The organism is Micromonospora sp. PLK6-60 (assembly GCF_019890675.1).
In the GTDB taxonomy this organism is placed as follows: Bacteria; Actinomycetota; Actinomycetes; order Mycobacteriales; family Micromonosporaceae; genus Micromonospora.
In genome coordinates this window covers 198,448-220,900 of sequence record NZ_JAIOAA010000007.1, presented here as the reverse complement: position 1 = coordinate 220,900, position 22,453 = coordinate 198,448, and the positions used below count along the sequence as shown (strand labels likewise).

Genomic DNA, 22,453 nt, shown 5'->3' with positions numbered 1-22,453 from the left:
GACCTGCTCACCGAGGCTGGTGAGTCGGGAAACCGACCTGCTGCTGTGTCACAGACTCCCGCGACGCGTTCCTGCGAGGCGGGTGCACCGAGGCCGCCCGGCCACCTCGTACGTCGACTCCGGGCAGTCCCGGCCTATCGAGGGAAGGAATCCATTGAGCGACACCACCGACGTGACGTCGGATGTTTCCAACGTCGCTGGCGAAGCCACCGCCGCCCCTACCCGTCGGCGGCGTAGCGGTACCGGCCTGTCCGCGATGCTGCTGCCGGAGCTCCAGAGCCTGGCCGCGTCGCTCGGCATCTCCGGCACCGCCCGTATGCGCAAGGGTGAGCTGATCAGCGCCATCTCCGAGCGGCAGGGCGCCGCCGCCGGTACCCCTCGACCGCGCGCCGAGGTGCCGGCCGCGGCCGCGCCGGCCCGGGAAGAGGTGCACGCCGAGGTACGGACCGCGGAGCGCCCCGAGGCGGAGCGCCGGGCGGCCGAGCCGGCCGCCGAGCAGGCTCCGGTCCAGACCGAGGGGCGTACCCGGACCCGGCGCGGTCGGACCGTGGCGACGGAGGCTCCGGCCGCCGAGCCGCGGGCCGAGGAGAGCGCCGAGCGGGGTGAGACGACCCGTGGCGGTCGTGACCGGGCCGAGCGCGGCGGTGAGCGGGCCGACCGGGCTGAGCGCGGCGGTGAGCGGGCCGACCGGGCTGAGCGCGGTGACCGGGCCGAGCGCGGTGGCGAGCGGGCTGAGCGCGGTGGCGAGCGGGCCGACCGGGCCGAGCGCGGTGACCGGGCCGAGCGCGGTGGCGAGCGGGCCGAGCGCAACGACCGCGGTGACCGTAACGATCGGGGCGACCGCAACGAGCGGGGCGAGCGTGGTGACCGGGGTGACCGGGGCGAGCGCAACGACCGTGGCGAGCGGGCCGAGGGCGGCGACCGGTCCGAGCGGGCCGAGCGCAACGACCGCGGTGACCGCAACGATCGGGGCGACCGTAACGACCGCGGTGACCGTAACGACCGGGGCGACCGTAACGACCGCGGCCAGCGCGCCGAGCGGGACAACGACGACGACGACGGCGAGGGCGGCGGCCGGCGCGGCCGGCGCAGCCGGTTCCGGGACCGTCGGCGTGGTCGGGGCGACCGCTCCGAGTCCGGCAACGACGGCGGCGGCCGTGAGCCGCAGGTCGGCGAGGACGAGGTGCTGGTCCCGGTGGCCGGCATCGTGGACGTGCTGGACAACTACGCGTTCGTGCGGACCACCGGCTACCTGGCCGGCCCGAACGATGTGTACGTCTCGATGTCGCAGATCAAGAAGTACGGCCTGCGCCGCGGTGACGCCATCACCGGCGCCGTGCGGGCCGGCCGCGAGGGCGGTGGCGGCGGCGACCAGCGGCGGGACAAGTACAACCCGCTCGTGCGGCTCGACACCGTCAACGGGATGGAGCCGGAGGAGGCCCGGCGCCGGCCGGAGTTCTACAAGCTCACCCCGCTGTACCCGCAGGAGCGGCTGCGGCTGGAGACCGAGCCGCACATCCTCACCACCCGGGTGATCGACCTGGTCATGCCGATCGGCAAGGGGCAGCGGGCGCTGATCGTGTCCCCGCCCAAGGCCGGTAAGACCATGGTGCTGCAGGCGATCGCCAACGCGATCACGCACAACAACCCGGAGTGCCACCTGATGGTGGTGCTGGTGGACGAGCGGCCGGAAGAGGTCACCGACATGCAGCGGTCGGTGAAGGGCGAGGTCGTCGCGGCCACGTTCGACCGTCCGCCGCAGGACCACACCACCGTCGCCGAGCTGGCGATCGAGCGGGCCAAGCGCCTGGTGGAGCTGGGGCACGACGTGGTCGTGCTGCTCGACTCGGTGACCCGGCTCGGGCGGTCGTACAACCTGGCGGCGCCGGCCAGCGGCCGGATCATGTCGGGTGGTATCGACTCCACCGCGCTCTACCCGCCCAAGCGCTTCCTCGGCGCGGCCCGCAACATCGAGAACGGCGGGTCGCTGACCATCCTCGCCACGGCGCTGGTGGAGACCGGCTCCATGGCGGACACGGTCATCTTCGAGGAGTTCAAGGGCACCGGTAACGCGGAGCTGAAGCTGGACCGGAAGATCGCCGACAAGCGGACCTTCCCGGCGGTCGACGTCAGCGCGTCCGGTACGCGTAAGGAGGAGATCCTGCTCGCGCCGGAGGAGCTGGCCATCATCCACAAGCTCCGCAAGGTGATGCACTCGCTGGACTCGCAGGCGGCGCTGGACCTGCTGCTGGACCGGCTCAAGAAGTCGCGTACCAACATCGAGTTCCTGATGCAGATCGCGAAGTCGACGCCGGGGGAGTGACCCCGCGCCGGTAGGACCGACGAGGAAGGGCACGGCCGTCGTGGCCGTGCCCTTCTTTCGCGTACGCCGGCCAGCGGGCCGCAGCGGACGGCCCCGCGCGGCCGAGGAGCCCTGCCGCGCAGCCTTTGCTCTGCTTCCGCCGAAGCAACAGAAACCGGGCCGTGGTGTCGCCGGGAGGGCAGCAGAGCAAAGCGGGCCGGGCGGGGTGATCCGCGCCGGTGACCGCGTACCGGCGTACCGGCAGCGGCGACGGTCGCGCTGATGGCGCGGAAGCATAGGGGAGGAGCCGGTGCCGTGGCGATTGTTAACAGGGGGCCCCTGTTATGCAGAATGCGTTAATAGGGGGCCCCTGCTTACAGCCGTCCCGTTGCGGCACGGCCGTCCGGATCGTGCCCCGCCCCGGGCGTACGGCCGGGCGCAGGAATGCCGGCGCCGCCGGCCGGGAATGCGTACCGGAAGGTGAGCGTTGAGCCAGCCGGACCCGGTGTGCCAACCCGCCTGCCGGGTGGGCGAAAGCCCATGGCACACTGGTCAGTCGGCCACCGGTTCCGGTTCACGCCACGATCCGCCGCGACGGCGGCGGAGGCGACCCGGCGACCACCCACGAAAGGACCGAGGCGACATGAAGCCCAACATCCACCCGGAGTACGTGAGCACCGACGTCACCTGCTCCTGCGGCAACACCTTCACGACCCGCAGCACCGCCAAGGGCGGCTCGATCCACGTCGAGACCTGCAGCGCCTGCCACCCGTTCTACACCGGCAAGCAGCGCGTCCTGGACACCGCCGGCCGGGTCGCGAAGTTCCAGCAGAAGTACGCCAAGGTTCAGCCGAAGAAGGCCAAGTAGCTCTTCCGACGACGCCCGTGTCCGGCCTCCGTGCCGGGCGCGGGCGTTCGTCCGTTCCGCCCTCGGTAACCCGTCCGCGTGTCGTCGTCGAAGGAGCATCCCCCGCATGAGCAGTGAGCGCCTGGCCGCCCTTCTCGACGAGTACGCCGAGCTGGAGAAGCGGCTGGCCGATCCGGCGATCCACGCTGACCAGGGCGTCGCCCGGCGGGTCGGCCGCCGCTATGCCGAGCTGGTCCCGCTGCACAAGGCGGCCGGCGAGCTGGAACAGGCCCGGGCCGACCTCACCGCCGCCCGGGAGCTGGCCGCGGAGGATCCCTCCTTCGCCGCCGAGGCGGAGTCGATCGCGGCGACCCTGCCGGCGCTGGAGGAGCGCCTCGCCGAGCTGCTCATCCCGCGCGACCCGCACGACGCCAAGGACGTGATCGTCGAGATCAAGGCCGGCGAGGGCGGGGAGGAGTCGGCGCTCTTCGCCGGCGACCTGCTGCGGATGTACACCCGGTACGCGGAGCGGCGCGGCTGGCTCACCGAGGTGATCGACGCCCAGGACTCCGACCTGGGCGGGGTCAAGGACGTCTCGCTGGCGATCAAGACCAAGGGCGTGCCGGAGGGCGGCAACGGCGTCTGGTCCCGGCTCAAGTGGGAGGGCGGCGTGCACCGGGTCCAGCGGGTGCCGGTCACCGAGTCGCAGGGCCGGATCCACACCAGCGCGGCCGGCGTGCTGGTGCTGCCCGAGGCGGAGGACGTGGACGTCACCATCGACCCGAACGAGCTGCGGATCGACGTGTTCCGTTCGTCCGGGCCGGGCGGCCAGTCGGTGAACACCACCGATTCGGCGGTGCGGATCACCCACGTGCCGACCGGGATCGTGGTCTCCTGCCAGAACGAGAAGTCCCAGCTGCAGAACCGGGAGCAGGCGATGCGCATCCTGCGCGCCCGGCTGCTGGCCGCCGCTCAGGAGCAGGCCGACGCCGCCGCCTCGGACGCCCGCAAGGCGCAGGTGCGCACGGTGGACCGCTCGGAGCGGATCCGCACCTACAACTTCCCGCAGAACCGGATCACCGACCACCGGATCGGCTACACCGCGTACAACCTGGACCTGGCGCTGGCCGGCGACCTCGACGGCGTGCTGGACGCGCTGACCGAGGCCGACCGCGCCGCCCGCCTCGCCGGCGACCCGGAACTCACCCGCCGCTGACCCGCGCCGCGCCGGCCGCACCCGGCCGCATCCGGCCGCGCCCCGCCGCGCCCGATGGTGCGATTCGCGGCAGGGCGCGGTGTCCGAGGTAGGAAGGGCGCGAGTTGCGGCAGGCCGGGTAGTCCCCGACGCCGCGAGTTGCGGCAGGCCGGGCGGTCCCCGACGGCGCGAGTTGCGGCAGGCCGGGTAGTCCCGGGCCCGCGCGCCGGTGGCGCGAGTTGCGGCAGGCTGCGGTCTCCCCATCGCCGGCGGGCGGGGGATCAGGACGCGCGGGGGCGGGTCTTGGCGCGCAGCATCTCCCGGTCGGCGGCCTCGAACGCGGCGCCCAGGGCATCCCGCAGCGTTGGCCCGGCGCCGTCGCCCACCTCGGCGAAGCCGATGCTGATCCCCACCGGGGTCCCCGGCACCAACGACTCCCAGTCCTCGGCGCGCACCGCGCCCTCGATCCGCCGGGCCACCTCGGCGGCCTCCGACATGCTCGCGCCGGGCAGCACCACCACGAACTCGTCGCCGCCGTAGCGGGCCACGAAGTCGCCCCGGCGCATCACCCGGTTGATCACCCCGGCGATGCGTTGCAGCACCAGGTCACCGGAGTGGTGCCCGTGCCGCGTGTTCACCGCCTTGAAGCCGTCCAGGTCGCAGACGCCGATCACCACCCGCTCGCCGCGCGCCACCACCGCGCCGATGTAGCGCTCCAGCCGGCGGCGGTTGGGCAGCCCGGTCAGCGGGTCGGTCAGCGCCTCACCCTCGTACCGGGCGGCCTCCCGGCGCATCTCCTCGTGGTCGATGCGGGCGGCGATGCCGTCGATGTAGACGTCGCGGAGCCGGTCGTTGCGCTGCGCGGCCAGCCGGAAGGCCAGCCGGTCGGCCCGGTGCGCGGCGGCGTGGTCGCCGGCCCGGGAGAGCGCGATGCTGCGCAGCCGGGCCGGTTCGGCCGCGCCCAGGGTCTCGTCGCCGACCCGGGTCCGGTCCAGCCAGGTGACCGCCTCGATCGGGCGGCCGTCCGCCACCGCCAGGCAGACCTGGCCCAGTTGGGCCATGTCCCGGGCCCGGGCGCTGTCCCCGCCGTGTTCGAGCAGCCGGGCCGGGTCGGCGCCGGCGCCCCGGTCCACCCGGTCGCCCAGCGCGGCCCGGCGGGCGGCGGCGTAGCCGTACGCGGCCAGGCTGCTCGGCCGCAGCCGGGCGGCCCGCCCGGCGCGCAGGAAGCGGCCGAAGTCGCCGGCCACGTCGCGCAGCACCCGCAGGCAGCCGTCGCTGTCCCCGTTGTGGTCCAGGGCGACCGCGTTGCGCAGCCGGATGCCCGGCGCGGCGAAGGTCTCCTCCGGGATGCCGGCGGCCGTGCCGAGCTGCCGGGCCCGCTCGATGGCCCCCAGCGCGTAGCCGTGGAAGCTGAGATAGGAATATGCCATCGCCAGGTCGTGCCAGCCCCAGGCGGTGTGCGCGTCCGGATCCTCCACCGCGCCCAGCGCCCGGGCCGCCTTGACCAGGTGGGTGACGCACCGGTCGAGCGCGCCCTGGTGGTGCGCGGCGAGGGCGGCCAGCGCGTTGAGATGCCCGTGCAGGTACGGCTCGGCCAGGTCCCGGACGGCGGTGGACGCCTCCTCGATGGCCCGGGTGAACTCGGCCGTACGGCCCAGGTTGATCAGCGCGGAGAGGCGCTGCACCAGGGCCTCGGCCCGGGTGTACGGGTCGGTGGTGGTGCGGATCACCCGGTCCAGGATCACGCACGCCTCGGCCGAGCGGCTCGACTCCTGCAGCCGCTGCGCCTGCTTCAGGGCGTCAACCTGGTCGGTGACCCGGTCGGACCAGCCCACCCGCGGCCTCCTGTCGGTGTGCGTGTTGCCGCACCGGCTCGTGGCTGCCCCGGGCGACGACTCATGATTATTACGTGACCCACCATGCCCGACACCCGTCCGAAGGGACAGATCCGGTCCGGCCGTCCCACGCGGTGGTCCGAGCCGCCCGCCGGCTGGCCGAGGCCGGCGTCGAGGCGCCCCGGGCCGAGGCGGAGCAACTCGCCGCGTACGTGCTGGGGGTGCCCCGGGGCCGGCTGGCGCTGGTCGACGGGTTCGACCCGGACCAGCTCGGCCGGTTCGACGCGCTGGTCGCCCGCCGGGCGGACCGGGAGCCGTTGCAGCACCTGACCGGGGTGGCCGGGTTCCGGCACCTGGAGTTGGCGGTCGGGCCGGGGGTGTTCGTGCCCCGGCCGGAGACCGAGCTGCTGGCCGGCTGGGGGGTGGCCCGGGGCGGGCGGGTGCCGGCACCGCTGGTGGTGGACCTGTGCAGCGGCTCCGGCGCGATCGCCCTGGCGCTCGCCCAGGAGCTGCCGGCGGCCCGGGTGGTGGCGGTGGAACGCTCGCCGGCCGCGCTGCGCTGGCTGCGCCGCAACGCGGCGGACCGGGCGGCGGCGGGGGACCGGCCGATCGAGGTGGTGCCGGCCGACGTCACCGACCCGGAGCTGCTGGCCGACCTCGCCGGCCGGGTGGACGTGCTGCTCTGCAACCCGCCGTACGTGCCGCGCTCGGTGGTCGTCCCGCCGGAGGTGGCCGGGCACGACCCGGACGAGGCGGTCTTCGGCGGGGCGGACGGGCTGGAGGTGATCCGCCCGGTGGTCCGCCGGGCGGCGGAGCTGCTGCGGCCCGGCGGCGTGCTCGGCATCGAGCACGACGACACGCACGGCTCGGCGGTGCCGGCGCTGCTCGCCGCCGACGGCCGGTTCACCGCCGTCGAGGAGCACCGGGACCTCACCGGACGGGCCCGATTCGCCACCGCGTCCCGCCGGTCGGACGGCGCGCGACCCGACCCGGGCCCGGCGTGGCAGACTGGCTCCTCGTGATGCTCTACGACTGCCGGTCGCCTGCCGACCGGGACCGCGGCATCGCTGCGGCCATCGAAGCGGTCAAGAACGGCGAACTCGTCGTGCTGCCCACCGACACGGTCTACGGGATCGGCGCGGACGCGTTCACCCCGTACGCGGTCAAGGCGCTGCTGGACGCGAAGGGCCGCGGCCGGCAGATGCCGCCGCCGGTGCTGATCGGCTCCCGGCACACCCTCGACGGCCTGGTCTTCTCGCTGCCCCGTGCGGCCCGCGACCTGGTCGAGGCGTTCTGGCCGGGCGCGCTCACCATCGTGGTCGAGCACTCGCCCACGCTGAACTGGGACCTGGGCGACAAGACCGGCACGGTGGCGGTGCGGATGCCGCTGCACCCGGTGGCGCTGGAGGTGCTGCGGGAGACCGGCCCGATGGCCGTCTCCTCGGCGAACAAGACCGGCCAGCCGGCGGCGGTCACCGCGGAGGAGGCCCGCGACCAGCTCGGCTACTCGGTGCGCGCCTACCTGGAGGCGGGGCCGTGCCCGGACCCGGTGCCGAGCACGATCGTGGACCTGACCGGCGACGTGCCGCAGGTGCTGCGCCGGGGGGCCATCCCGATGGAGAAGCTGCGCGACGTGGTCCCGGACATCGCCGACGTCCGGGAGGCGTGAGTGCCGCCGTTCACCGTCCTGCACGTGTGCATGGGCAACATCTGCCGCTCGCCGATGGCCGAGCGGCTGCTGGTGCTCGCCGTGCGGCAGCGGCTGGGCCGGCACGGCGTCGAGCCGGACCGGGCGGACGAGCTGCTGCACAGCCACAGCGCGGGCACGGGCGGCTGGCACGCGGGGGAGGAGATGAACCCGCCGGCGGCCCGGCAGGTGCTCTCCCGGGGCGGTGACGTCGAGGGCTTCGCCGCCCGCAAGCTGCGCTCGGACCACATCGACGCCGCGGACCTGGTGCTCACCGCCACCGCCGACCAGCAGGAGTACGTGCAGGCGCTGCGCCCCGACGCCGCCGCCCGCACCTTCGTGCTGGGCGAGTTCGGCCGGCTGCTCGGCGCGGTGGACACCGCGGCGCTGCCGCCGGCCGGGATCACCCCGGAGGGGGTGTACGAGCGCGGGGTCGCCCTGGTGGCCGCCGCGCACACGGCCCGGGGGGGCGCGCCCGCGTTGAGCACCGACGACCTGGACGACCCGTGGGGCCGCGGCGACCAGTGCTTCAGCCGGGTGGCCGACGAGATCGAGGAGGTCGTCCACCCCCTCGCCAGCGGCCTGCTGCCGTGAGCCCGGCCGGCGCCCGTACGCCGGTCGTGTGGAGTTCTCGTGAGCTTTCTGCGGGTTTGCCCGTGAACAGGGGTTAAAGGGGCATTCTGGACGGGTCCTAGCGTGACCGGCTCCTGCGGGGAGAGCTGATGATCCGGGCCCTACTCCACAAGGTCCTCACCGTCCTGGTCGCCGGCGTGCTGGCCGGCCTGGCGCTGGCCGTGGCGGCCCTGCCGGCCGCGCTGGTCTACGGCATCGGCTTCGGCGGGCTGAGCGTCCCCTGGTCCGAGCTGCCCGCCTCGCTGCGGACGCCGCCGAGCGTGCAGCGGTCGAACCTGTACGCCGGCGACGGCCTCACCCTGATCACCTCGTTCTACGAGGAGGACCGGGTGGACGTGCCGCTGTCCGGGGTGGCGCCGGTGATGCGGCAGGCGATCGTGGCGGCCGAGGACGCCCGGTTCTACCAGCACCGCGGCGTGGACGCGCGCGGCGTGGCCCGGGCGTTCACGGCCAACCAGGCCGGCGGTGGGGGCCGGCAGGGCGCCTCCACGCTGACCATGCAGTACGTGCGTAACGCCCTGGCCGGCGACCCGCGGCTCACCGAGCAGGAGCGGGCCCAGGCGACCGAGATCACCGCCGGTCGCAAGGTGCGCGAGATGCGGTACGCGCTGGCCCTGGAACGAGGGCTGAGCAAGGAGCAGATCCTCGGCCGCTACCTCAACATCGCCTACTTCGGCGCCGGGGCGTACGGCATCTCCGCCGCCAGCAAGCGGTACTTCTCCCGGTCCCCGGCGGACCTCACGCTGGCCCAGGCCGCCCTGCTCGCCGGGCTGGTCCGCTCGCCGGCCACCGACGACCCGATCAACGGGGACGCCGGGGCCGCCCTGACCCGCCGGTCGTACGTGCTGGAGAGGCTGGTGGAGACCGGCCAGGTCTCGCCCGAAGACGCCGAGCGGGCCCGGGCCGAGCCGCTGGACCTGCGGCCCAGCGCCACGCCCAACGACTGCACCGGCGTCGCCGAGGGGCACAACGACTGGGCGTTCTTCTGCGACTGGTTCACCCGATGGTGGGACGCCCAGCCCGCCTTCGGCGCCTCGGTCGACGAGCGGCGGCACCTGCTCCGCCGGGGCGGCTACCGGATCGTCGCCTCGCTCGACCCGGCGATCCAGGACACCCTGCGGGAGCAGGTGCTGACGGTGTACGGCACCGACGAGCCGCGGGTGGCGCCCACCGTGGTGGTGGAGCCGGGCACCGGCCGGGTGCTGGCCATGGCGGTGAACCGCAGCTACGGCGTGTCGGCCAACCCGCCCGGCCAGCGCAACTACCCGAACACGGTCAACCAGCTGGTGGCCGGCGGCGGATCGATCGCCGGCTACCAGGCCGGCTCCACCTTCAAGCTCTTCACCATGCTGGCCGCGCTGGAGTCCGGGCTGCCCCTGGACACCGGCTACGACGCCCCGGCCCGGCTGGTGACCCGGTTCCCGGCCTCCGGCGGGCCGGCCGACTGCGGCGGGCGGTGGTGCCCGGAGAACGCCGACGCGGCGATGGACGGCTACCGCACCATGTGGACCGCCTTCGGCCGCTCGGTGAACACCTACTTCGCCTGGCTGGAGCAGCGGGTCGGGGCGGACCGCGTGGTCGAGATGGCCGAGCGGCTCGGCATCGAGTTCCGCGCCCCGGCCGACGCCGCGCTGGCCCGGCAGAGCGCCGCGGACTGGGGGGCGTTCACCCTCGGCGTCTCCGCCACCACCCCGCTGGACCTGGCCAACGCGTACGCCACGCTGGCCGCCGAGGGGACCTGGTGCGCGCCCCGGCCGGTCCGCTCGATCACCGACCCGGACGGCCGGGCCGTCGCCGCCGGCCGCCCCGACTGCCGCCAGGTGCTCGACACCGAGGTGGCCCGGGCGGCCACCGACGCGGCCCGCTGCCCGGTGGGTGACCAGTCGATGTACCGGCGCTGCAACGGCGGCACCGCGCCGGAGCTGCGGTCCCGGCTGGGCCGGCCGGTGGCCGGCAAGACCGGCAGCTCGGAGCGGTTCGAGACGGAGAGCGTGGTGGCCTTCACCCCGCAGCTCGCGGTCGCCTCGATCGCCGCCAACCCCGACGACCCGCGCGACGCGGTGGGCAAGGCCGTGCAGGCGCGGATGGTGGACGCCGTCGGCCGGACCCTCGCGTACGCCCTGCGGGGCGAGCCGGCCCGCGACTTCGTACCGCCGAGTGAGTCGGTCGCATACCGGACCACCGGCGCCCGCGACGGCAACTGAGGTGTAAGGAGGGGCCCCTTATTAACAGACGTCTGTTAATAAGGGGCCCCTCCTTACACCTCGGCGCCGCGGGCGATGTTGCGGGCCATGCCGCCGAAGATGACCGCGTGGAACGGGAAGACCACCCCCCAGTAGGCGTGCCCGGCCAGCCCGTGCGGCAGGAAGACCGCCCGTTGCACGTACCGGCTGCCGCCGCCCTCGGCCGGCTCGGCGCGCATCTCCAGCCAGGCCCGGCCGGGCAGCCGCATCTCGGCCCGCAGTCGCAGCAGCTCACCCGGGACGATCTCCTCGACCCGCCAGAAGTCCAGCGCCTCGCCCACCTGGAGCCGGTGCGGGTCGCGCCGACCCCGGCGCAGGCCCACCCCGCCGACCAGCCGGTCCAGCCAGCCCCGGACCGACCAGGCCAGCGGGAAGGAGTACCAGCCGTGCTCGCCACCGACCCCCTCGATCACCCGCCACAGCGCCGCCGGTGGCGCGTGCACCGCCCGCTCCCGGAGGTCGGTGTAGACCGTGCCGCCGGACCACTTCGGGTCGCTGGGCAGCGGCTCGGCCGGGGCGTCCGGCCCGCTGGCCGTGGACCAGCGGGTCTCCACCTCGGCGTCGCGGACCTTGGCCAGCGCCAGCCCGACCGCCTGGTCGAAGCCGGTCAGCCCGCCGGGCGGGTCGGGCACGTACCCGGCGATGTCGTGCTCGTGCGCCACCGCCTCGTGGATCAGGCTCTCCACCAGCGGGCGGGCGATGCCGCTGGGGACCGGGGTGATCAGGCCGACCCAGTGCGAGGAGAGCGACGGGGTGAGCGCCCGCACCGGCACGATGATCCGGCGGGACAGGCCGGCCACCCGGGCGTAGCGCTGCATCATCTCGGTGAAGGTGAGGATGTCCGGGCCGGCGATGTCGAAGCCCCGGTTCACCTCGGGCGGCAGGGTGGCGCAGCCGGCCAGGTAGTGCAGCACGTCCCGGACCGCGATCGGCTGGATCCGGTTGCGGACCCAGCGCGGGGTGATCATGGCCGGCAACCGCTCGGTGAGGTAGCGCAGCATCTCGAAGGAGGCCGAGCCGGACCCGATGATCACGGCCGCCCGGAGCACCACCGTGGGCACCCCGCCGGCCAGCAGGATCCGCGCCACCTCGGCCCGGGACCGCAGGTGCGGCGAGGGGGTCCCGCCCGCCGGCTCCGGGCCGCCGAGATAGACGATCCGGCGTACGCCCGCGGCGCGCGCCGCCGCGACGAAGTTGGTCGCCGCCTCCCGGTCGGCCGCCTCGAAGCCGGCCTGGCCCAGCGAGTGCACCAGGTAGTACGCGACGTCGACGCCCGCGAACGCGGCCGGCAGCGTTTCCGGCTTGCGCAGGTCCCCCTCGGCGATCTCCGCCTCGGCGGCCCACGGCACGTCCCGCAGCCGGCCGGCCGTGCGGGCCAGGCAGCGGACCTGGTGCCCCTCCGCCAGCAGCCGGGGCGCCAGCCGCCCGCCGATGTAACCCGTCGCTCCGGTGACCAGGCATCTCACGGCTTCCAGTCTGGGCCTCCGTAGACTCCTTCGCTGTGGAGAACGCGAGGGACACCTTCTGGGGGCCGGACTTCCAGCAGCTCACCGCCGTCGACCCGGAGATCGCCGAGGTGGTGCTGGGCGAGCTGGACCGGTTGCGCGGCGGTCTGCAACTGATCGCCAGCGAGAACCTGACCTCGCCGGCGGTGCTCGCCGCGCTCGGCTCGACGCTCACCAACAAGTACGCCGAGGGCTACCCCGGTCGGCGCTACTACGGCGGCTGCGCCGAGGTGGACCGGGCGGAGGAGATCGGGATCGCCCGGGCGAAGGAGCTGTTCGGCGCCGAGCACGCGAACCTCCAGCCGCACTCCGGCGCGAGCGCCAACCTGGCCGCGTACGCGGCGCTGGTGCAGCCGGGGGACACGGTGCTGGCGATGGACCTGCCGCACGGCGGCCACCTCACCCACGGCAGCCGGGTGAACTTCTCCGGCAAGTGGTTCCACGCGGTCGGCTACACGGTCCGGCGGGACACCGAGCTGATCGACTACGACGAGGTGCGGGACCTGGCCCGCGCGCACCGCCCCAAAATGATCATCTGTGGGGCCACGGCCTATCCCCGGTTGATCGACTTCGCGGCGTTCCGGGAGATCGCCGACGAGGTCGGGGCGTACCTGATGGTGGACGCGGCGCACTTCATCGGGCTGGTCGCCGGTGGCGCCATCCCCTCCCCGGTGCCGTACGCCGACGTCGTCTGCGCCACCACCCACAAGGTGCTGCGCGGCCCGCGCGGCGGCATGATCCTCTGTCGGGAGTCCCTCGCGGCCCGGATCGACAAGGCGGTCTTCCCGTTCACCCAGGGCGGGCCGCTGATGCACGCCGTCGCGGCCAAGGCGGTCGCGCTGCGCGAGGCCGCCCAGCCCGACTACCGGACGTACGCCGGCCAGGTGGTCGGCAACGCCCGGGCGCTGGCCGCCGGGCTGGCCGCCGAGGGGATGCGGCCGGTTTCCGGCGGCACCGACACCCACCTCGCCCTGCTCGACCTGCGGCAGGTGGGGGTGACCGGCGCCGAGGCCGAGGCGCGCTGCGACGCCGCCGGCATCACGCTCAACAAGAACGCGATCCCGTACGACCCGCAGAAGCCGATGGTCGCCTCCGGCATCCGGGTGGGCAGCCCCAGCGTCACCACCCAGGGCATGCGCGAGGAGGAGATGCGCCGGATCGCCGCGCTGATCGCCCGGGCCGTCCGCACCGACCCGCAGGCACCCGGGGGCGCCGACGAGCTGACCCGGATCGCCGCCGACGTGACCGAGCTGGTCGCCGCCTTCCCGGCGTACCCCCGTGGCTGAGCGCGGGGTGGGCGGCGCGGAGGCGGCCGCGGACCGGGGCTGGCGGCTGCGCCACCTGCCCGTGCTGCTGGCCGCGACGGCCGGGGTGGCCGCGCTGGCCGCGGTGGCCGGCGGGATGCTGCGGGGCGCGGACGGCGCGCTCGGCGCGGCGGCCGGGGTGGCCGTGACCGCGGTCAGCTACTCGCTGACCACCGTTGTGCTGGCCTGGGCGGACGCCCGCGACCCGCAGCTGATCCTGCCGTTCGGGCTGGGCCTCTACATCGCCAAGATGACACTGCTCGGCGGGGTGATGATCCTGGTCGGGTCGACCGGCTGGCCGGGACTGATCCCGTTCTGCCTCGGCATCGCCGCGGGCGTGGTGGTCTGGACCGGGGTGCACATCTGGTGGCTCGCCACCCGGCACGCCCGCCGGGTCCACAACTGAGCGTCCCACTCTTCGGACGGCACGCCGACGTGTCCGTGATCGGTCATTCTCTCAGTCGCGGAGGAGGAGTAGCGTGCCTCCAGACGACATCGCCCGCCCGTGTCCCACACAACCAGGTTGTGCGGGGGGTGAGGCACAGCCTCGTCTCCTCGACTGATATCGTTCGCCCCGTCATGGCCGGTGACCAGAAACCCCCCAACGCTGGCGGCGCGGACGACGTTCCGTCCGGTGCCGGTCAGGGTTGGACCGCGCTCAGCTACCTCATCGGGGGAATGCTGGTGTGGGGCTTCATCGGCTGGCTGGTCGACCAGTGGCTCGACACCGGCGGCATCGCCACCGGGATCGGGGTCGTGCTCGGCATGGCCGGGGGGATCATCCTGGTCGTCCGCCGGCTCGGCACGCCTACTTAGGAAGGGACGCGGTGTTCGGACAGGCGAACGTCCTGGCAGCGGGCCAGGCGGCATTCCCACCGAGCGTGGAGGACTTCTACCTGCCCAGCATCCTGCCCTGGGGTGCGCACGACTCGTACTGGTTCACCAAGATCACCGCGATGGTCTGGATCGCCGTCGGCGTGCTGATCATCTTCTTCCTCGCCACCTACCGGAACCCGCAGCTGGTCCCGACGAAGAAGCAGTGGTTCGCCGAGTCGATCTACGGTTTCGTCCGCAACAACATCGCGGTCGACATGATCGGGCACCGGGGCGTGCGGTTCGCTCCGTACTTCACCACGCTCTTCTGCTTCGTCCTGCTGACGAACATGTTCGCGATCATTCCGTTCTTCCAGATCTCGCCGAACTCGCACATCGCCTTCCCGGCGATTCTCGCCGTGATCAGCTACCTGCTCTTCAACTGGGTCGGCATCCGGCACCACGGCTTCGTGAAGTACTTCAAGAACTCTCTGATCCCGCCGGCGCCCTGGTACATCCTGCCGCTGCTGATCCCGATCGAGTTCTTCTCCACGTTCCTGGTCCGGCCGTTCTCGCTGGCGGTTCGTCTCTTCGCCAACATGTTCGCCGGCCACATGCTCCTGCTGGTCTTCACGCTCGGCGGCTTCGCCATGCTCAGCGCCAACACCTGGCTGGCGCCGGTGTCGGTGCTGTCCTGGACGATGACGATCGCGCTGACCTTCCTCGAGTTCCTGGTGATCTGTCTGCAGGCGTACGTCTTCACGGTGCTGACCGCCAGCTACGTGCAGGGCGCGCTCGCCGACGAGCACTGAGCAATCTTCGTACCAACCGTTGTCGTCCCGCGTGAGAGTCACGCGTGATAACCAGGAGGAACCACAATGAGCATCCTTGCCGAGGTAACGGGCAGCACCGCTGCCATCGGTTACGGTCTGGCCGCCATCGGCCCGGGCATCGGCGTGGGCCTGGTCTTCTCGGCCTACATCCAGTCGACCGCCCGTCAGCCGGAGTCCTCGCGGATGACCCTGCCGTACGTCTGGATCGGCTTCGCCGTCATCGAGGCCCTCGCGCTGCTGGGCATCGCCTTCGGTTTCATCTGGGCCGGCACCGCCTGATCCAGCCCCTCTGACCGGGAGGTTTTCCCATGTACTTCCTCGCCGCCGAGGGTGGTGAGGCGACCCACAACCCGATCATCCCCATCTGGCAGGAGATCGTGGTCGGGCTGGTCGCCTTCGGCATTCTCTGCTTCGTGCTGATGAAGTTCGTCTTCCCGCGCATGGAGCAGACGTTCCAGGCCCGGGTCGACGCGATCGAGGGTGGCATCAAGCGCGCCGAGGCCGCGCAGGCCGAGGCGAACCAGCTCCTCGAGCAGTACCGTGCGCAGCTCGCCGAGGCGCGTACCGACGCCGCCAAGATCCGGGACGACGCCCGGGCCGACGCCGAGGGCATCCGCCAGGACATCCTCGCCAAGGCGCGGGAGGAGTCCGACCGGGTCATCGCCGCCGGCAAGGAGCAGCTCGCCGCCGAGCGGGCCACCATCGTGCGCGAGCTGCGCACCGAGGTCGGCACCCTCGCGGTGGACCTGGCCAGCCGGATCGTCGGTGAGTCGCTGGCCGACGAGGCGCGTCGCAAGGGCACCGTGGACCGGTTCCTGAGCGGTCTCGAGAGCACGGGGGCCCGCTGATGCAGGCCGCCAGCCGGGAGTCGTACAAGGTCGCGGCCGAGCGCCTCGACGCGTACGTCCGCGGCGCGGAGCCGTCGGCGGTGGCCACCACCGCCGACGACATCCTCTCCGTCGCCGCCCTGCTGCGGCGGGAGCCGCGGCTGCGCCGGGCGCTGTCGGACCCGGCGCGCTCGGGTGAGGACCGCGCCGCGCTGCTCACCGGGATCCTGAGCGGCAAGGTCGGCCGGGACGCGGTCGACCTGCTCGTCGCCCTGGTCTCCGGCCGCTGGTCGGCACCGTCGGAACTGCTCGACGGCGCCGAGCGGCTGGGCGTGGAGGCGCTCCTGGCGAGCGCCGACAACGCCGGCGAGCTGGGCGAGGTGGAGGACGAGCTGTTCCGCTTCGGGCAGGTCGTCTCCGGCTCGGGCGCGCTGTCCAACACCCTCTCCGACCCGATCGCCCCGGCCGAGCAGCGGGCCTCGCTGGCCCGGGAGCTGCTCGCCGGCAAGGCGCGGCCGGTCACCGTCCGCCTCGTCGAGGCCGCGCTGGCCGGCTTCGGGGGACGCTCCTTCACCGGTGCGCTCACCCGGCTGGTCGAGCTGGCCGCCGACCGGCGGGACCGGCAGGTCGCGTACGTGACCGTGGCGGCCCCGCTGAGTGACTCCGAGGAGCGACGCCTCGGCGCCCGCCTCTCGGAGATGTACGGTCGAGAGGTTTCCGTCAAGCAGACGGTCGACCCCGAGGTGCTCGGTGGGGTGAGCGTGCGGGTCGGCTCCGACCTGTACGACGGCACCGTCCTGCGCCGCCTCAACGAGACCCGTAACGCGCTCGCCAAGCGCTGAGCAGCCCTGATACGTCGCCACCGGACCGGTCGGTACTAGGTATCCCGGGCCCTGAGATACTTAAGGAAGCAGAGGATGGCCGAGCTGACCATCTCGACGGAGGAGATCCGCGGCGCCCTGGAGCGCTACGTCTCCTCCTACACGACCGACGTCTCCCGCGAGGAGGTCGGCACCGTCGCCGACGCCGGCGACGGCATCGCCCACGTCGAGGGCCTGCCCTCGACCATGACCAACGAGCTGCTGGAGTTCGAGGACGGCACGCTCGGCGTGGCGCTGAACCTCGACGTCCGGGAGATCGGTGTCGTCGTCCTCGGTGACTTCGGCGGGATCGAAGAGGGTCAGCGCGTCAAGCGCACCGAGCGGGTGCTCTCCGTCCCGGTCGGCGACGCCTTCCTCGGCCGCGTGGTCAACGCGCTCGGCGAGCCGATCGACGGCCTCGGCGACATCGCCAACGAGGGCTACCGCGAGCTGGAGCTGCAGGCCCCGAACGTGATGGCCCGGCAGTCCGTCTTCGAGCCGCTGCAGACCGGCATCAAGGCGGTCGACGCGATGACCCCGATCGGCCGGGGTCAGCGGCAGCTGATCATCGGTGACCGGAAGACCGGCAAGACCACGGTCGCCCTGGACGCCATCCTCAACCAGCGGGACAACTGGGCCTCCGGCGACCCGACGAAGCAGGTCCGCTGCATCTACGTCGCGATCGGCCAGAAGGCCTCCACCATCGCCTCCATCAAGGGGACGCTGGAGGCGGCCGGCGCGATGGAGTTCACCACCATCGTCGCCTCCCCGGCCTCCGACCCGGCCGGCTTCAAGTACCTGGCGCCCTACACCGGCTCGTCCATCGGGCAGCACTGGATGTACGGCGGCAAGCACGTCCTGATCGTCTTCGACGACCTGAGCAAGCAGGCCGAGGCCTACCGCGCGGTGTCGCTGCTGCTGCGCCGCCCGCCGGGCCGCGAGGCGTACCCGGGTGACGTCTTCTACCTGCACTCCCGCCTGCTGGAGCGCTGCGCCAAGCTCTCCGACGAGCTGGGCGGCGGTTCGATGACCGGTCTGCCGATCATCGAGACCAAGGCGAACGACATCTCGGCGTTCATCCCGACCAACGTCATCTCCATCACCGACGGCCAGATCTTCCTGGAGACCGACCTGTTCAACCAGGGCGTCCGGCCGGCCATCAACGTCGGCACCTCGGTCTCCCGGGTCGGTGGCGCCGCGCAGGTGAAGCCGATGAAGAAGGTCGCCGGCTCGCTGCGGCTCAACCTGGCCCAGTTCCGTGAGCTGGAGGCGTTCGCCGCCTTCGCCTCCGACCTGGACAAGGCCTCGCAGAACCAGCTGAACCGCGGCGCCCGCCTGGTCGAGCTGCTCAAGCAGCCGAACTACTCGCCGTACCCGGTGAACGAGCAGGTCGTCTCCGTCTGGGCCGGCACCGAGGGCAAGCTGGACGACATCCCGGTCGGCGAGGTCCGCCGCTTCGAGTCCGAGTTCCTCCAGTACCTGCGGCACAAGCACCAGGGCGTGCTGGCCTCGATCGCGGACAACAAGTGGGGCGACGACATCGTGGCCTCGCTGGACTCGGCGATCAGCGAGTTCAAGCAGGTCTTCCTGGGCAAGGAGGACGAGGTGCGGGTCAACGACGCGCCGGCGCAGCCGCTGGAGGGCGAGCAGAACCGCGAGACGGTGACCCGCTTCCGCGACAGCGCCGCCGACCGCCCGGCCGAGAGCTGATCCATGGCCGCCCAGGTACGCGTTCTCCGGCAGCGGATCCGTTCCGCCAAGGGGATGAAGAAGATCACCAAGGCGATGGAGCTCGTCGCGACGAGCCGCATCGCCAAGGCCCAGGCCAAGGTGGCGGCGTCGCTGCCGTACGCCCAGGCGATCACCGGCGTGCTGACGGCGCTGGCCTCCAACGCCCGGATCGACCACCCGCTGCTCACCCCGCGCGAGCGGGTGCGGCGGGCGGGCGTCCTGCTGGTCACCGCCGACCGCGGTCTGGCCGGTGGCTACAGCTCCAACGCGATCCGCACCGCCGAGTCGCTGATCGCCCGGCTGAAGGCCGACGGCAAGGAGCCGGTGCTCTACGTCATCGGCCGCAAGGGCGTGGCGTTCTACCGGTTCCGTAACCGGGAGATCGCCGAGAGCTGGACGGGCTTCTCCGAGCAGCCGGCGTTCGACGACGCCCGCGCGGTCGGCGAGACGCTGATCAAGGCGTTCAGCGCCGGCGCGGACGACACCGACGGCGACGCCGGGGCGGACGGGATCCTCGGGGTCGACGAGCTGCACATCGTCTACACCGAGTTCAAGTCCCTGATGACCCAGAACCCGGTGTCGCGGATCATCGGCCCGCTGCAGATCGAGGAGCGGCCGCGCTCGGAGGCCACGGCGGCCGGGGTGCTGCCGGCGTACGAGTTCGAGCCGGAGCCGGAGTCGCTGCTGGACGCGCTGCTGCCGAAGTACATCAACACGCGGATCTACGCGGCGTTGCTGGAGTCGGCGGCCAGCGAGTCGGCCGCCCGTCGGCGGGCGATGAAGAGCGCCACCGACAACGCCGAAGAGATGATCGAGAAGTACACGCGTGAGATGAACTCGGCCCGTCAGGCCGGCATCACCCAGGAGATCAGTGAGATCGTCGGCGGCGCGAACGCGCTGGCCGCGTCGGGAAGTGAAGTGTGATGACTGTATCCGCAGTTGAGACCAAGACGGCCACGGGTCGCGTGGTCCGGGTCATCGGCCCGGTCGTCGACGCCGAGTTCCCGCGCGACGCCATGCCGGACCTGTTCAACGCCCTGCACGTCGACGTGACGCTGTCCGGCGGTGAGAAGACGCTGACCCTGGAGGTCGCCCAGCACCTGGGTGACAACCTGGTCCGCGCCATCTCGATGCAGCCGACCGACGGCCTGGTCCGCGGCACCGAGGTGCGCGACACCGGCGCGCCGATCAGCGTGCCGGTGGGCGACGCGGTCAAGGGCCACGTGTTCAACGCGATCGGCGAGTGCCTCAACCTCACCGAGGGCGAGACCATTCAGGCCGACGACCGGTGGGGCATCCACCGCAAGGCCCCGGCCTTCGCGGACCTGGAGCCGAAGACCGAGATGCTGGAGACCGGCATCAAGGTCATCGACCTGCTCGCCCCGTACGTCAAGGGCGGCAAGATCGGCCTGTTCGGCGGCGCGGGCGTGGGCAAGACGGTGCTCATCCAGGAGATGATCACCCGGGTGGCCCGGAACTTCGGTGGTACCTCGGTCTTCGCCGGCGTGGGTGAGCGCACCCGTGAGGGCAACGACCTCATCGCCGAGATGACCGAGTCGGGCGTCATCGACAAGACCGCGCTGGTCTACGGCCAGATGGACGAGCCGCCGGGCACCCGGCTGCGGGTGGCGCTGTCCGCGCTGACCATGGCGGAATACTTCCGCGACGTGAAGAAGCAGGAGGTGCTGCTCTTCATCGACAACATCTTCCGCTTCACCCAGGCCGGTTCCGAGGTCTCCACGCTGCTCGGCCGGATGCCGAGCGCCGTGGGTTACCAGCCGACCCTGGCCGACGAGATGGGCGAGCTCCAGGAGCGGATCACCTCCGTCCGGGGCCAGGCCATCACCTCGATGCAGGCGATCTACGTGCCCGCCGACGACTACACCGACCCGGCGCCGGCCACCACGTTCGCCCACCTGGACGCGACCACCAACCTCGAGCGGTCGATCTCCGACAAGGGCATCTACCCGGCCGTGGACCCGCTGGCGTCCTCGTCCCGGATCCTCGCCCCGGAGTTCGTCGGCGAGGAGCACTTCGCGGTCGCCACCGAGGTGAAGCGGATCCTGCAGCGCTACAAGGACCTGCAGGACATCATCGCCATCCTGGGCATCGAGGAGCTCTCCGAGGAGGACAAGCTCACCGTCGGCCGGGCCCGCCGGATCGAGCGCTTCCTGTCGCAGAACACCTACGCCGCCGAGCAGTTCACCGGCGTGCCGGGCTCGACGGTGCCGATCACGGAGACCATCGACGCGTTCCGGCGGATCGCCGAGGGCGAGTTCGACCACTTCCCGGAGCAGGCGTTCTTCATGTGCGGCGGCATCGAGGACCTCGAGGCCAAGGCCAAGGAGCTGATGGCGCAGGGCTGAGAATTCCGCCACAGCCGAAAAGGGCCACCCCGGATGATTCCGGGGTGGCCCTTTGTCGTACTGGGGTCGTTCGCGTCGGATGTCGCTTTGCGCGCGCCGCTTGACCACCTGAGCAGCGGGGTACGGTTCGAGCCACGTTCACGTACTCGGTGGAACATGCAACCCACGCAGGGTCACGAGCGTGAAACCTGCAACGAAACGACTCTGTGCGCCCGTCTACGGGGCGAAGGCGAAGGCGTGACGAGGGGAGCTGCTCGTGGGTGAGGCCGGCAAGAACCGCCGAGGGCGGTCGCGCTGGTCCGGCGTACCGCGCTGGGCCCGGCTGTGCACCATCTTCGGCACCGTGCTGCTGCTGCTCAGCGGCGCGGTGCTGGTGGGCTACGAGGCCCTGGTGGCCCGCTACGAGGGCTCGGTCGGCAAGGCCGACCTCTTCGGCGACCAGGCGGCCGGCGCCAAGGAGCGCAAGAGCGACATCAAGGGCCCGCTCAACATCCTGCTGGTCGGCATCGACCCGCGGAATCCGAAGCAGCGCCCGCTCGCCGACTCGATCATGGTCCTGCACGTGCCCGCGGGGCTGGACCGGGCGTACCTCTTCTCCGTGCCGCGCGACCTGTACGTGGACATCCCCGCGTTCCCCAAGGCCGACTACGCCGGCGGCAAGGGCAAGCTCAACGGGGCGATGTCGCACGGCAGCGCGATGCCCGACGGCGCCGACCCGGACGCCGCGCGGGGCTTCGAGCTGCTGGCCAAGACCGTCCAGCAGGTCACCGGCATCAAGCGTTTCGACGCCGGGGCGATCATCAACTTCAACGGCTTCACGAAGATCGTCGACGCGATGGGCGGCGTCGACATGTACATCGAGCGGGACGTCCGCTCCGAGCACCGCAAGCCGGACGGCACCCTGCGCGAGGGCAACCCCTACGGCGAGGGCTACATCGGGCCGCAGGCCCAGTACAAGAAGGGCAACGCCCACCTCAAGGGGTGGCAGGCGCTGGACTACGTCCGGCAGCGTTACCCGCGCAACGGCGTGCCGGACGCCGACTACGGCCGGCAGCGGCACCAGCAGCAGTTCATCAAGGCGATGGCCGACCAGGCGTTCAGCGCCGACGTGGTGACCAACCCGGTCAAGCTCGACCGGGTGGTGCGGGCCGCCGGTCAGTCGCTGATCTTCAACGGCCGGGGTGACAGCATCGTCGACTACGCCCTCGCGCTGAAGGACCTGCGGTCCAGCTCGATCGAGACGATCAAGCTGCCGGGCGGGGCGGTGAACAGCGGCTCCCGCTACCTGGGTGAGCGCTTCGAGCCGGGGGTCGAGGACTTCTTCACCGCGCTGCGCAACGAACAGCTGGATGCTTTCCTGCTGGAACACCCCGATTTCCGGCAGACGACCAAGTAGCGTCGGCACCAGGTGGCGGAACTCGTGGCGCAACTCTCGGCACCCGCGTTGGGTGGCCCGGGGCGGCGCGACTAGA

General features: G+C 72.4%; 20 protein-coding genes. 18 read left to right on the top strand and 2 right to left on the bottom strand.

Annotated features, from left to right (window positions below):
- Positions 1-154 precede the first annotated feature (154 nt).
- The 3 genes from rho (at position 155) to prfA (ending at position 4,365) form a co-directional block, all read left to right on the top strand.
- Positions 155-2,323: a transcription termination factor Rho gene (rho, locus tag K7640_RS16380; protein ID WP_222955696.1), complete on the top strand. Its 2,169-nt coding sequence runs from the start codon at positions 155-157 to the stop codon at positions 2,321-2,323.
- 622 nt (positions 2,324-2,945) lie between these two features.
- Positions 2,946-3,170: a 50S ribosomal protein L31 gene (gene rpmE / locus K7640_RS16375; RefSeq protein ID WP_222955695.1), complete on the top strand. Its 225-nt coding sequence runs from the start codon at positions 2,946-2,948 to the stop codon at positions 3,168-3,170.
- 106 nt (positions 3,171-3,276) lie between these two features.
- Complete coding sequence (gene prfA, locus K7640_RS16370) at positions 3,277-4,365, top strand: peptide chain release factor 1 (RefSeq protein WP_222955694.1); 1,089 nt, start codon at positions 3,277-3,279, stop codon at positions 4,363-4,365.
- Between the two features lie 260 nt (positions 4,366-4,625).
- Here prfA and K7640_RS16365 read toward each other — a convergent pair whose 3' ends face one another.
- A complete protein-coding gene (locus tag K7640_RS16365; protein WP_222955693.1) occupies positions 4,626-6,179 on the bottom strand; it encodes a diguanylate cyclase in 1,554 nt (517 codons plus the stop codon).
- A 134-nt stretch (positions 6,180-6,313) separates the two neighbouring features.
- Between K7640_RS16365 and prmC the strand changes: the two genes are divergently transcribed.
- From prmC to K7640_RS16345, 4 genes are all read left to right on the top strand, one after another.
- Complete coding sequence (prmC, locus tag K7640_RS16360) at positions 6,314-7,201, top strand: peptide chain release factor N(5)-glutamine methyltransferase (protein WP_374198094.1); 888 nt, start codon at positions 6,314-6,316, stop codon at positions 7,199-7,201.
- Positions 7,201-7,848 carry an L-threonylcarbamoyladenylate synthase gene (locus K7640_RS16355; RefSeq protein WP_222955798.1) on the top strand — a complete coding sequence of 216 codons (648 nt, stop codon included), beginning with the start codon at positions 7,201-7,203 and terminating at the stop codon, positions 7,846-7,848. Before prmC ends, K7640_RS16355 begins: the two co-directional genes overlap by 1 nt.
- Positions 7,849-8,460 (top strand): phosphotyrosine protein phosphatase, encoded by a 612-nt coding sequence (locus K7640_RS16350; protein ID WP_222955691.1) that lies wholly within the window; start codon positions 7,849-7,851, stop codon positions 8,458-8,460.
- Positions 8,461-8,588: 128 nt separating this feature from the next.
- Positions 8,589-10,703 carry a transglycosylase domain-containing protein gene (locus K7640_RS16345; protein ID WP_222955690.1) on the top strand — a complete coding sequence of 705 codons (2,115 nt, stop codon included), beginning with the start codon at positions 8,589-8,591 and terminating at the stop codon, positions 10,701-10,703.
- A 53-nt stretch (positions 10,704-10,756) separates the two neighbouring features.
- Here K7640_RS16345 and K7640_RS16340 read toward each other — a convergent pair whose 3' ends face one another.
- Positions 10,757-12,208 (bottom strand): SDR family oxidoreductase, encoded by a 1,452-nt coding sequence (locus K7640_RS16340; RefSeq protein ID WP_222955689.1) that lies wholly within the window; start codon positions 12,206-12,208, stop codon positions 10,757-10,759.
- A gap of 35 nt (positions 12,209-12,243) precedes the next feature.
- Here K7640_RS16340 and glyA point away from each other — a divergent pair, with 35 nt between their 5' ends.
- The 11 genes from glyA (at position 12,244) to K7640_RS16285 (ending at position 22,377) form a co-directional block, all read left to right on the top strand.
- Positions 12,244-13,533, top strand: a complete 1,290-nt coding sequence (glyA, locus tag K7640_RS16335; RefSeq protein WP_222955688.1) for a serine hydroxymethyltransferase — start codon at positions 12,244-12,246, stop codon at positions 13,531-13,533.
- Positions 13,526-13,957, top strand: a complete 432-nt coding sequence (locus K7640_RS16330; protein ID WP_222955687.1) for a hypothetical protein — start codon at positions 13,526-13,528, stop codon at positions 13,955-13,957. The genes glyA and K7640_RS16330 overlap by 8 nt, the downstream gene beginning before the upstream one ends.
- 173 nt (positions 13,958-14,130) lie before the next feature.
- On the top strand, positions 14,131-14,367 hold the full coding sequence (locus K7640_RS16325) for an AtpZ/AtpI family protein (protein ID WP_222955686.1): 237 nt from the start codon (positions 14,131-14,133) through the stop codon (positions 14,365-14,367).
- 11 nt (positions 14,368-14,378) lie between these two features.
- Positions 14,379-15,176, top strand: coding sequence for a F0F1 ATP synthase subunit A (atpB, locus tag K7640_RS16320; RefSeq protein ID WP_222955685.1), 798 nt, complete (start codon positions 14,379-14,381; stop codon positions 15,174-15,176).
- A 66-nt stretch (positions 15,177-15,242) separates the two neighbouring features.
- On the top strand, positions 15,243-15,476 hold the full coding sequence (locus K7640_RS16315; protein WP_046563803.1) for an ATP synthase subunit C: 234 nt from the start codon (positions 15,243-15,245) through the stop codon (positions 15,474-15,476).
- A gap of 29 nt (positions 15,477-15,505) precedes the next feature.
- Complete coding sequence (locus tag K7640_RS16310; RefSeq protein ID WP_222955684.1) at positions 15,506-16,045, top strand: F0F1 ATP synthase subunit B; 540 nt, start codon at positions 15,506-15,508, stop codon at positions 16,043-16,045.
- Positions 16,045-16,866 (top strand): F0F1 ATP synthase subunit delta, encoded by an 822-nt coding sequence (locus tag K7640_RS16305; RefSeq protein WP_222955683.1) that lies wholly within the window; start codon positions 16,045-16,047, stop codon positions 16,864-16,866. Before K7640_RS16310 ends, K7640_RS16305 begins: the two co-directional genes overlap by 1 nt.
- A gap of 75 nt (positions 16,867-16,941) precedes the next feature.
- Positions 16,942-18,594: a F0F1 ATP synthase subunit alpha gene (gene atpA, locus K7640_RS16300; protein ID WP_222955682.1), complete on the top strand. Its 1,653-nt coding sequence runs from the start codon at positions 16,942-16,944 to the stop codon at positions 18,592-18,594.
- Between the two features lie 3 nt (positions 18,595-18,597).
- On the top strand, positions 18,598-19,539 hold the full coding sequence (locus K7640_RS16295; protein ID WP_222955681.1) for a F0F1 ATP synthase subunit gamma: 942 nt from the start codon (positions 18,598-18,600) through the stop codon (positions 19,537-19,539).
- Positions 19,539-20,981 carry a F0F1 ATP synthase subunit beta gene (gene atpD / locus K7640_RS16290; RefSeq protein WP_222955680.1) on the top strand — a complete coding sequence of 481 codons (1,443 nt, stop codon included), beginning with the start codon at positions 19,539-19,541 and terminating at the stop codon, positions 20,979-20,981. The genes K7640_RS16295 and atpD overlap by 1 nt, the downstream gene beginning before the upstream one ends.
- Before the next feature lie 250 nt (positions 20,982-21,231).
- Positions 21,232-22,377: an LCP family protein gene (locus tag K7640_RS16285; protein ID WP_222955797.1), complete on the top strand. Its 1,146-nt coding sequence runs from the start codon at positions 21,232-21,234 to the stop codon at positions 22,375-22,377.
- Positions 22,378-22,453: the final 76 nt, after the last annotated feature.